Origin of the sequence: Tardiphaga sp. (genome assembly GCF_044336785.1) — a bacterium.
Lineage (GTDB): Bacteria > Pseudomonadota > Alphaproteobacteria > Rhizobiales > Xanthobacteraceae > Tardiphaga.
This window is the reverse complement of the sequence record NZ_JBIIOT010000056.1, coordinates 23,646-34,329: the sequence shown is the minus strand read 5'-3', so window position 1 is coordinate 34,329 and position 10,684 is coordinate 23,646. Positions and strand designations below refer to the sequence as shown.

9 protein-coding genes are annotated in these 10,684 nt (G+C 63.3%); 2 read left to right on the top strand and 7 right to left on the bottom strand.

Features of this window, described 5'->3' with window-relative positions; all coding sequences use genetic code 11:
• Positions 1–801 precede the first annotated feature (801 nt).
• From ACIQ2A_RS16535 to ACIQ2A_RS16510, 6 genes are all read right to left on the bottom strand, one after another.
• On the bottom strand, positions 802–1,314 hold the full coding sequence (locus tag ACIQ2A_RS16535; protein WP_398481105.1) for a MaoC family dehydratase: 513 nt from the start codon (positions 1,312–1,314) through the stop codon (positions 802–804).
• Positions 1,315–1,443: 129 nt separating this feature from the next.
• Positions 1,444–2,886, bottom strand: a complete 1,443-nt coding sequence (locus tag ACIQ2A_RS16530) for a homospermidine synthase (RefSeq protein WP_398481114.1) — start codon at positions 2,884–2,886, stop codon at positions 1,444–1,446.
• Between the two features lie 130 nt (positions 2,887–3,016).
• On the bottom strand, positions 3,017–3,403 hold the full coding sequence (locus tag ACIQ2A_RS16525; RefSeq protein ID WP_398481103.1) for a RidA family protein: 387 nt from the start codon (positions 3,401–3,403) through the stop codon (positions 3,017–3,019).
• A 53-nt stretch (positions 3,404–3,456) separates the two neighbouring features.
• Positions 3,457–4,047 (bottom strand): GNAT family N-acetyltransferase, encoded by a 591-nt coding sequence (locus ACIQ2A_RS16520; RefSeq protein ID WP_398481101.1) that lies wholly within the window; start codon positions 4,045–4,047, stop codon positions 3,457–3,459.
• A gap of 217 nt (positions 4,048–4,264) precedes the next feature.
• Positions 4,265–5,407, bottom strand: a complete 1,143-nt coding sequence (locus ACIQ2A_RS16515) for a type III PLP-dependent enzyme (protein ID WP_398481099.1) — start codon at positions 5,405–5,407, stop codon at positions 4,265–4,267.
• A gap of 856 nt (positions 5,408–6,263) precedes the next feature.
• Positions 6,264–7,157, bottom strand: coding sequence for an AraC family transcriptional regulator N-terminal domain-containing protein (locus tag ACIQ2A_RS16510; protein WP_398481097.1), 894 nt, complete (start codon positions 7,155–7,157; stop codon positions 6,264–6,266).
• Between the two features lie 139 nt (positions 7,158–7,296).
• Here ACIQ2A_RS16510 and ACIQ2A_RS16505 point away from each other — a divergent pair, with 139 nt between their 5' ends.
• A complete protein-coding gene (locus tag ACIQ2A_RS16505; protein WP_398481095.1) occupies positions 7,297–8,064 on the top strand; it encodes an SDR family NAD(P)-dependent oxidoreductase in 768 nt (255 codons plus the stop codon).
• A 132-nt stretch (positions 8,065–8,196) separates the two neighbouring features.
• Here the strand turns inward: ACIQ2A_RS16505 and ACIQ2A_RS16500 are convergent, their stop codons facing one another.
• On the bottom strand, positions 8,197–8,448 hold the full coding sequence (locus ACIQ2A_RS16500) for a hypothetical protein (RefSeq protein WP_398481093.1): 252 nt from the start codon (positions 8,446–8,448) through the stop codon (positions 8,197–8,199).
• A gap of 131 nt (positions 8,449–8,579) precedes the next feature.
• Here ACIQ2A_RS16500 and ACIQ2A_RS16495 point away from each other — a divergent pair, with 131 nt between their 5' ends.
• Positions 8,580–10,661: a M3 family metallopeptidase gene (locus ACIQ2A_RS16495; RefSeq protein WP_398481091.1), complete on the top strand. Its 2,082-nt coding sequence runs from the start codon at positions 8,580–8,582 to the stop codon at positions 10,659–10,661.
• The last annotated feature ends 23 nt before the right edge of the window (positions 10,662–10,684 follow it).

The window sequence follows — 10,684 nt, the reverse complement described above, 5'->3', positions numbered from 1 at the left end:
TTGTTTGTGAGCAATGACGCGCGGAGGCTGGTGATCTCCCTCCCCCAAGCGTGGCGTAGCCACGCGCAGCGGGGAGGGTGGCGCGTAGCGCCGGGTGGGGCGCCCCACGTGACGTCGCGCTTGTGGAGACACCCCACCCGTCACGTCTCCTCGCTTCGCTCGCCGCGCCACCCTCCCCGCTGCGCGGCTTCGCCGCTTGGGGGAGGGAGAAGAAAGATCGCCGCTCGCGCGAAAATGTTCCTATTTCGTTCTTGACAAAATTCCCATCGTCGCCATACTCCTCCCGTCTCGTTCGGTGAGGGGCGTTCTCATGAGACGTCTTTGAACGGAACGTGGATGCGGCGCCTGCGGGCCGGGGGAGGACGTATCCCCCAGCACTCGGGTGGTCGAGGGTCACCGTCCGGGCCCACTACGGGGCCCTGCCGCTAGCGCGGCTGGACGCGGTGCGGGCGAAGGCGGAGAAATCCGTCGGATGACTCCCAAGGGGAGTGCCCAGTACCCGGAAGAACGGTCCTTCGATCAGTAAGAACGTCGCGGTGGCGCGCCGTAAGGCGTTGCGCTTCTCAGGTTTGCTGGCGATCCAGCAGGCAGGAGCAGCGTTAAGTCCACCCAAGTGCGCCTTGCGGCGTGCCACCTCCCCTCATGTCTCGAGGGGAGAAATGCTCACACCTCGGACGCTTCATGCGCCGCGAGATCGATATCGCTCGTTTGTAGGATGGGTTGAGCGAAGCGATACCCATCACGGCCGGGCGCTTGCGGTGATGGGTATCGCTGCGCTCAACCCATCCTACAGATCGAATTTCAATCTGCGTTCGGATCGATCATCGCCACCGTGATCCAGTGCGCTTCAAGCGCCGGCTTCTTGGTGCCTTCGACCTCGACCACGGAGTCCCAGGCCGACTGGATCGACACGGCGCGTTCGGTCAAACCCACCAGCCGAAATTTTCCACGCACGCGCGCGCCGGCTTTCACCGCGCTGTTGAAGCGCACGCGATCGAAACCGTAATTGACGCCCATGCGCGATCGCTGCACGCCCGGCATCGCGTCAAAGGCCAGCGTCGAAAGCAGCGACAGCGTCAGAAAGCCATGCGCGATGGTGCCGCCGAACGGCGTCTCTTTCGCGCGGTCGGGATCGACATGGATGAACTGATGGTCATGCGTGGCGTCGGCAAAGGTGTTGATCATGGACTGATCGACCACGACCCAGTCCGACACCAGCTCGTCGCCATTCAGGAGCTTGCGATAGTCATCCAGCGGAATGAGTTTGGCGCGGATGGCTTCGAGCTGCGCGGTCGCTCGTTCTGCGTATGACACGGTGTGCGTCCTCGAAAATCGAATATAGGCCGTAGGGCGGATGAGCGAAGCGTAATCCGCCGGCCGAGTCCACAACTGAAACTCCGCTGGCGGATGACGGCTGCGCCTCATCCGCCCTACGGCTCAATTTTACCAGCCCTGAACCAGGATGTTCTTGAACTGCCACGGATCGCTCGTGTCCAGCTCTTCCGGGAACAGGCCCGGACGGCCTTCGAGCGGCGTCCAGTCGGTATAGTAACCCTTCACCGGGCCGAGATAGGGCGTCTGGATTTCCAGCAGGCGGTCGAAATCCATTTCGTCGGCCTCGACGATGCCTTCATTCGGATTTTCCAGCGCCCACACCATGCCGCCGAGCACGGCAGAGGTTACCTGCAGCGCCGTGGCGTTCTGATAGGGCGCCAGCGCACGTGTCTCCTCGATGGAGAGCTGCGAGCCATACCAATAGGCATTGTTGTCGTGGCCGAACAGCAGCACGCCGAGTTCGTCGATACCGTCGACGATTTCGTCCTCTTCGAGGATGTGATGCTTCTCCTGCATCTTCGCCGCGCGGCCGAACATCTCGTGCAGCGACAGCACGGCATCGTCGGCCGGGTGATAGGCGTAATGGCAGGTCGGGCGATAGACCGCGTTGCCGGCGGCGTCGCGCACCGTGAAGTAATCCGAGATCGAGATCGACTCGTTATGGGTGACGAGGAAGCCATATTGCGCGCCGCGCGTCGGGCACCAGGTGCGTACGCGGGTATTGGCGCCGGGCTGCATCAGATAGATCGCAGCGCCGCAACCGGCTTCGTGGGTCTTGGCGTTTTCCGGCATCCACTTCTCATGGGTGCCCCAGCCGAGTTCCGACGGCTGCACGCCTTCGGACAGAAAACCTTCCACCGACCAGGTGTTGACGAACACATCCGGCTCTTTCGGATTCTTCGAACGCTGGGTGTCACGTTCGGCGATGTGGATGCCCTTGATGCCAGCCTGGCGCATCAGGTCGGCCCATTCGGCCTTGGTCTTCGGCTTCGGTGCGTTGAGCTTGAGGTCGGCGGCGACGTTGAGCAGCGCCTGCTTGACGAAGAACGAGACCATGCCGGGATTGGCGCCGCAGCAGGACACGGCCGTGGTCGAGCCGGGCTTGCGCGCCTTCTTGGCGGCCAGCGTGTTTTCACGCAGCGCGTAGTTGGAGCGCGCTTCCGGGCCCTTGGAGGCGTCGAAATAGAAGCCGAGCCATGGCTCGTTGACGGTGTCGATATAGAGCGCGCCGATCTCGTTGCAGAGCTCCATGATGTCGGTGGAGCCGGTATCGACCGAGAGATTGACGCAAAAACCCTGGCCGCCGCCTTCGGTGAGCAGCGGGGTCAGGAGTTCACGATAGTTCTCCTTGGTGACGCCCTGCTGGATGAAGCGCACGCCCTGCTGTTCGCAATGCGCCTTGCGGCCTTCGTCCTTGGGATCGAGCACGGTGACGCGCGACTTGTCATAGTCGAGGTGGCGCTCGATCATCGGCAGCGTGCCTTTACCGATGGAGCCGAAGCCAACCATGACGATGGGGCCGGTGATCTTCGCGTAGATCGGATGCGTCATCGAATTCTCTTTCTCTTTCGTCATTCCGGGATGCGCCTCTTCGGCGCAGACCCGGAATCTTTTCATGATGGGATTCCGGGTTCGCCGCTGGCGCGGCGCCCCGGAATAACGGTGTGTGGCCTGTACGGCCTTACGAGCGACGCTTTGCCGTCACTTCGATTTCGACCTTCATCTCTGGCCGGTAAAGTCCTGCGACCACGAGCAGTGTTGCAGCCGGGCGAATCTGGCCGAGATGTTCGCCGCAGACGATGAAGACGGCGTCCGCATCCTGGGCGCTGGTGATGTAATAGGTGGCGCGGATGATGTCGGCCATGGCGAAGCCGGCTTCCTCCAGCGCGTTCCTGATCGTCTTGAAGCAGTTGTATGTCTGCGCCGTGACATCGGTCGGCATGATCATGGTTGTGTAATCATAGCCGGTGGTTCCGGCGACAAAGCAGAAATCGCCATCCACCACTGCGCGGCTGTAACCGGCGAGCTTTTCGAACGGCGATCCCGAAGAAATCAGTTGGCGCGTCATGGCTGGCTCTCCTGCAGAGATGAGCCCCGCAATGCCGGTTCCTGGCCGTCAAATCAAGCCGCGTGGGCGAATGGCTGGAACCCAACCTCTGCACGACGGACCCGCTTACCGCTCGGCAGGATGATGCCCCGTGCGCGATCCAGCGCATCCGGCTTCAGTTCGAGGCCGAGCAGGCGCTCGCGCTCGAACGGGCCGGGCAGCGCAAGCGTGTCCATGCGGTCCGGCGTGAAACCGAAGCGGGCGTAGTAGGGCGCGTCACCAAGCAGCAGGATGGCGCCGTGACCGCGTGCCGCAGCTTCGGTGATCGCATGCTTCATGAGCGCCGCACCGATGCCGAGAGCGCGCAGTGCGGGATCGACGGCCAGGGGGCCGAGCATGAGTGCTGCTCGGCCCCCGGCATCGACATGCCAAAGCCTGATCGTGCCGACCAGCCGGCCCTCGAAATCCACCGAGAAGGCGAGGCCTTCTGCGGGCAGTCGTCCGTCACGCAGTCGCTGGCAGGTGCGGGCATGGCGCGAGGCGCCGAAGCACACATCCAGCAGGGCTTCACGGGCGGCGATGTCGGAGCCGGTTTCCGCGCGGATCACGAACGGAGCGGCTGCGATGGTCGGGGCGATGATGTTGGTCTCGTGCAGATCGGTCATGGCATGTTTCCCCACTCCGCGTGGTGCGCGGAGTGTTGTCATTCCGGTGAGTGACGGGTTTTCCTTCTCCCCGCTTGCGGGGAGAAGGTGGCGCCGCGCAGCGGCGACGGATGAGGGGGCTCTCCACTTGCTCGGAGCGAGTGGAGAGCCCCCTCACCCGGATCCGAGCTACGCCCGGCTCCGACCTCTCCTTGCAAGCGGGGAGAGGTAAGAAAGATCAGATATGATACGTCCGCAGCGGCGGGATGCCGTTGAAGGCGACCGCCGAATAGGTCGACGTATACGCCCCGGTGCCTTCGATCAGCAGCTTGTCGCCGATCTCCAGCGTGACGGGCAGCGGATACGGCGCCTTCTCATACAGCACGTCGGCCGAATCGCAGGTCGGGCCGGCGAGCACGCAGGGCGCCATGTCCGCGCCGTCATGCGGGGTGCGGATCGCGTAGCGGATCGACTCGTCCATCGTCTCGGCGAGACCGCCGAACTTGCCGATGTCGAGATAGACCCAGCGATTGTCGTCCTCGTCGCTCTTCTTCGAGATGAGCACGACCTCGGTCTCGATGATGCCCGCATTGCCGACCATGCCGCGGCCCGGCTCGATGATGGTTTCCGGGATCGCATTGCCGAAGTGCTTGCGCAGCGCACGGAAGATCGAGCGGCCGTATTGCAGCACGGGCGGCACGTCCTTCAGATACTTGGTCGGGAAGCCGCCACCCATATTGACGAGGGTGAGGTTGATCCCGCGCTCGGCGCAGTCACGGAACACGGACGAGGCCATCGCCAGCGCGCGGTCCCATGCCTTCACCTTGCGCTGCTGCGAACCGACATGGAACGAGATGCCGACCGGCTCGAGGCCAAGACGCTTGGCGAGATCGAGCACGTCGACGGCCATTTCCGGATCGCAACCGAATTTGCGCGACAGCGGCCATTCGGCGCCGGCGCAATCATACAGGATGCGGCAGAACACCTTGGCGCCCGGTGCGGCGCGCGCAACCTTCTCGACTTCCGGCGCGCAGTCGACGGCGAACATGCGAATGCCGAGCGTTGCGGCGCGCGCGATGTCGCGCTCCTTCTTGATGGTGTTGCCATAGGAGATGCGGTCCGGCGTGGCGCCAGCGGCGAGCGCCATCTCGATTTCCGCCACGGTGGCGCAATCGAAGCACGAGCCCATCGATGCCAGCAGCGAGAGCACTTCCGGCGCCGGGTTGGCTTTCACCGCGTAGAATACGCGGGAGTCCGGGAGCGCCTTGGCAAAGGTCTGGAAATTGTCGCGCACGACGTCGAGATCGACGACCAGGCACGGCTCGGTATCGAGACCCTCATTGCGGCGTGCGCGGAGGAATTCCTGGATACGTTCGGTCATAGCACTCTCCCGACGCCCTTCGCGAGAAGGGGCGCAAATAGATGCGTCAGTCCGATGCTTTCCGGCGACGTCACGCGATGGAGGCGCAACGAGCCAAAACGCTCGGATCAAACTGTGCTGCCGTGGATTGGTTGGGAGATTTCCCGCCCGCACACCTGGCAATGAAGGACAAGCCTTTTCAGTAGCCCGCGCCGGCGTTGGACTGCCGGTAGAGACCAAAAAAGCCCGATCCGTCGTTGCTTTAAGTCGCGTCCCCCGTTGAGAACGAGGTGCGCCGGTTCGCCTCCGGCTGCCAGTCACGGTTGCAAAGAGCAAAGTTGCCTTCAACGGCATCCCTGGAGAGAGATGCTGGCCTCTCGCAATATCTCGTGAAGAGATTTTCGAGCGACCCTCGGCTTCTTCGCCCCTTGGCGGCTGTCCGGCCTCTTGTCCGGATACCTACCGACTGACACACGACCACAGGCACGTGCGAAATTGGGCAAGACCGCAAATAGGTTCTTTGGCCCCCCTCCGCAACAACTTTTTTGGGTGAGGGGGCAATTTTATCGACGCGGGGTCGAGGCGTTGCAAAGAGGTCGCACTGAGTGCCGGGAAGATGAACAAACATTAACGGCGGAAGCGCGTTTGGGCCTAGCCGGCAAGTAGTTTGCAACGATTCCTTGTCGGAGATGTGAAGTATCAAAGTGAGCGCTGCGGAGGATGGTCGCATGCTCATATTCCACTCCAGCCCTCATCCTGAGGAGCGCGCAAAGCGCGCGTCTCGAAGGATGGCCGCGCACTCGGGCCAGGCGAACTCATGGTTCGAGACGGCGCTACGCGCCTCCTCACCATGAGGGATTGAGTGCAGGCCGGCAAGCTACGCTGCGCTCTCCGCCCAGCTCCGTGCTGCCTCGGCATCGCGCGCAGGCGGAGTACCGAACATGCGGCCATATTCGCGCGTGAATTGCGAGGCGCTGAGATAGCCGACGGCGAAAGCGGCGCTGCTGGCCGTCGCGCCTTCGGACATCATCAGCCGACGCGCCTCGATCAGCCGCAGCTGCTTCTGGAATTGCCGTGGCGACAGCGAGGTGACGCTGCGGAAGTGCTCGTGGAAGGATGACGGGCTCATGCCCGCTGCTGCTGCGAGGCGCTCGATCGGAAGCGTTTGCGCGAACTCATCGCGGAGGATCGACACCGCGCGCGTCACGCGCTGGACGTGGCTATCCCGCCAGCCGAGCCGGCGGATCGCTGCGCCATGGCGACCGGTGAGCAGCCAGTAATGCAATTCGCGGACGAGCTGGCTATGCAGCACCGGGACGGATTCCGGGCGATCGAGCAGCCGCATCAGCCGCAGCGCGGCGTCACTGACTTCGCCGTCCGTGGGCTCGTATCGCACGGCGGCATTGTCAGCGACGGGCGCCGTCTTCATCTGCAGCGAGAGCTCAGCGATGACCGCGGGATCGAGATGCAGCACCAGCGAGAGATAGGGCTCGGAGGCGCTGGCAGAGGTGATCTGGCTCACGGTCGGTGCGTCCGCCGTGATCAACAGGCTGTCGCCGGCATTGAAGGTGAAGGTCTTGGTGCCGATGGTCACCAGCTTGGTCCCCTGCAGCACCAGGCAAACCAACGGGCTGACAATGGCATGGACCAGCCCGGTCGGCGCGAGGGAGCGGATCGTGGTCAGGCCGGGCACGGGCGTTTGGGCAAGCCCGGTGGCATCGGCGTGGGCCTCGACATAGCGGCGGACGGCAGCGAGCAGGTTTTCGGTCATGCGGCATCCTAACTCATCCTGGGCCGGCTGGCTTGGCTATTGGAGGATTAGGCAAGAAACGCCGAGGTTCCGGTAACTACGGTCGGGCAGGGCCGCCGTATTTCAAGGCACTCCAACACCTCACAGAGGAGTACTCACGATGACCATCACCAGCAACAAGATTGCCCTCGTCACCGGTGCCAGCCGCGGCCTTGGCCGCAATACGGCACTCAGTGTCGCCCGCCACGGCGGCGATGTCGTCATCACCTATCAAAGCCGTGCCGAAGAGGCCCAGGCCGTGGTTGCCGAGATCGAGGCGCTTGGCCGCAAGGCCGTGGCGTTGCAATTCGACAGCGGCGACGTCGCCAGCTTTGCCGGCTTCGCCGAGCGCCTGCGCGCGGCGCTGAAGACGACATTCGGCCGCGACACGTTCGACCACCTCGTCAACAATGCTGGGCATGGTGACTACGCATTGATCGCAGATACGACCGAAGCGCAGTTTGATTGGCTGGTGGACGTCCATTTCAAGGGCGTGCTGTTTCTTACCCAGGCGCTGCTGCCCGTGCTGGCCGATGGCGGGCGCATCGTGAATCTGTCGACGGGCCTGACGCGGGTGTCATTCCCCGGCTACGGCGCCTATGCGGCTGTGAAGGGTGCTGTGGAAGTGCTCTCGGTCTATATGGCGAAGGAGCTGGGCAGCCGCGGTATCGCTGTGAATACGGTGGCACCGGGCGCGATCGAGACCGATTTCGGGGGCGGCGCGGTGCGCGACAATCCGGAGATCAACAAGGTGTTCGCCGACATGACGGCACTCGGCCGTGCCGGTGTGCCCGACGATATCGGCCCGATGATCGCGGGCCTGTTGTCAGAGGACAATCGCTGGGTGAATGCGCAGCGGATTGAAGTGTCGGGTGGTCAGGGGATCTGATCGGGGAGTCTGCTCGCACTTGTCATCCTCCGCGAAAGCGGAGGATCCAGTAAGCGGCGCCGTTCGTGATGAACCACAGGCGTCGGTGTGTACTGGATTGCCCGGTCGAGCCGGGCAACGACAGCGGCAAGCTCAGCCGCGGCGCGTGAACGGCTCGATCCGCGCGGCGGTGCGCATGAAGGCGGCCATCACGGCGACGCCGCACAGGAACAGCACGGCCTGCAGCACATGCTCGCCAAAGGTGTCGAGCCCGAACAGGATCGACAGCGCCCATCCACCCGCAAAAGCCGCGCCAAAAACCTCGGCGCCAATCAGGATCGCCGCCGAAATGACGGTGATGACGCTGGGCCAGTAAATGCGGCGGGGGCCGGTGGAAGTGGTCATGGTCGATAAGGTCCTGTTTCGGGCCGCAATCTAACGAAAAAGCCTGCTGCGGCAAGCGCTAATGAGCCTCAAAAAGGCCCTAGGCGTGGTATAGCTCCACGCGTGATTTGGGCCGCAAAGCAGGATTTATGATGTCGGACACGCAGGTTTCGCCGGTTGCGTCGAAAGGTCTCGATAACCCCCTCCTGAAACCGTGGCAGACCCCGTTCGAGACCCCGCCTTTCGACGAGATCCAGCCGGAGCATTTCATGCCGGCCTTCGAGCAGGCCTTTGCCGATCACGCCGGCGAGATCGCCGCCATCGTCAACGATGTCTCGGCTCCGGATTTCGCCAATACGATCACGGCGCTGGAGCGCTCCGGCAAGCTGCTCTCGAAGGTGGCGTCGGTGTTCTACGACCTCGTCTCGGCGCATTCCAATCCGGCGATCCTGGAGATCGACAAGGAGGTGTCGCTGCGGATGGCGCGGCACTGGAATCCCATCATGATGAATGCGGTGCTGTTCGGCCGCATCGCCGCGCTGCGCGACAATGCCGCGAGCCTGCATCTCAAGCCCGAACAGGCGCGCCTGCTGGAGCGGACCTATACGCGCTTCCACCGCGCCGGCGCGGGCCTCGATGAGGCTGCCAAGGCGCGCATGGCCGAGATCAACGAACGCCTCGCCCATCTCGGCACCACCTTCAGCCATCACCTGCTCGGCGACGAGCAGGACTGGTCGATGGAGCTCGGCGAGGGCGATCTCGAGGGGCTCAGCGACAGTTTTGTCGCGTCGGCCAAGGCTGCTGCCGAAGAACGCGGCAAGCCCGGCAAGGCGATCGTCACCACCTCGCGCTCGTCGATGGAACCGTTCCTGCAGAGCTCATTGCGGCGCGATCTGCGCGAGAAGGCCTATAAGGCCTTCATCCAGCGCGGCAACAATGGCAACGCAAATGACAACAACACGACCATCGTCGAAATCCTGAAGCTGCGCGAGGAAAGCGCGAAGCTGCTGGGCTATCCGACCTTCGCTGCCTATCGCCTCGAAGACTCCATGGCGAAGACGCCGGAAGCGGTGCGCGATCTGCTGGAGCGCGTCTGGAAGCCGGCGCGGGCCCGCGCGCTCGCGGATCGCGACGCGCTGCAGGACCTGATTGCGGAGGAGGGCGGTAATTTCAAGCTCGCTGCCTGGGACTGGCGCCACTACGCCGAAAAACTCCGCCAGCGCCGCGCCAATTTCGACGATGCGGCGATCAAGCCCTATCTCGCCCTCGACAACATGATCGCTGCGCAATTCGACGTGGCGACAAAGCTGTTCGGCATCACCTTCCATGAGCGCAAGGATGTGCCGGTCTGGCATCCCGATGTGCGCGTCTGGGAGGTCAAGGACGCCAAGGGTGAGCACAAGGCGCTGTTCTACGGCGATTACTTCGCACGCTCATCGAAGCGGTCGGGTGCCTGGATGACCTCGCTGCGCGACCAGCAGAAGCTCGACGGCGACACCGCACCGCTGGTGCTGAACATCTGCAATTTCGCCAAGGGCACCAATGGGCAGCCATCGCTGCTGTCGCCGGACGATGCACGCACGCTGTTCCATGAATTCGGCCATGGCCTGCATGGCATGCTGTCCAACGTCACCTATCCATCACTGTCGGGCACCTCGGTGTTCACCGATTTCGTCGAACTGCCGTCGCAGCTCTACGAACACTGGCAGGAGCGACCCGAGGTTCTGCAGCAATTCGCCAAGCACTATCAGACCGGCGAGGCGTTGCCGGACGATCTGCTCAAGCGTTTCATTGCGGCCCGCAAATTCAACCAGGGCTTTGCCACGGTGGAGTTCGTGTCCTCGGCGCTGATCGATCTCGAATTTCATACCCAGCCGGCGTCGGCGAGCGCGGATGTCGCAGCCTTCGAGAAGAAGGAGCTGGAAAAGATCGGCATGCCCGAGGAAATCGCGCTGCGCCACCGGCCCACGCAGTTCGGTCACATCTTCTCCGGCGATCACTACGCATCCGGCTACTACAGCTATATGTGGTCGGAAGTGATGGATGCCGATGCGTTCGGTGCGTTCGAGGAAGCCGGCAACATCTTCGATCCTGCCACGGCGAAGCGGCTGCATGACGATATCTATTCGTCGGGTGGCGCGGTTGATCCGGAGGCCGCTTATGTGGCCTTCCGTGGTCGTGCGCCGGAAGCGGATGCACTGCTGCGGCGGCGCGGTCTGTTGGATGCGGCCTGAGGTCGCTTGAGGTGAACAACGTG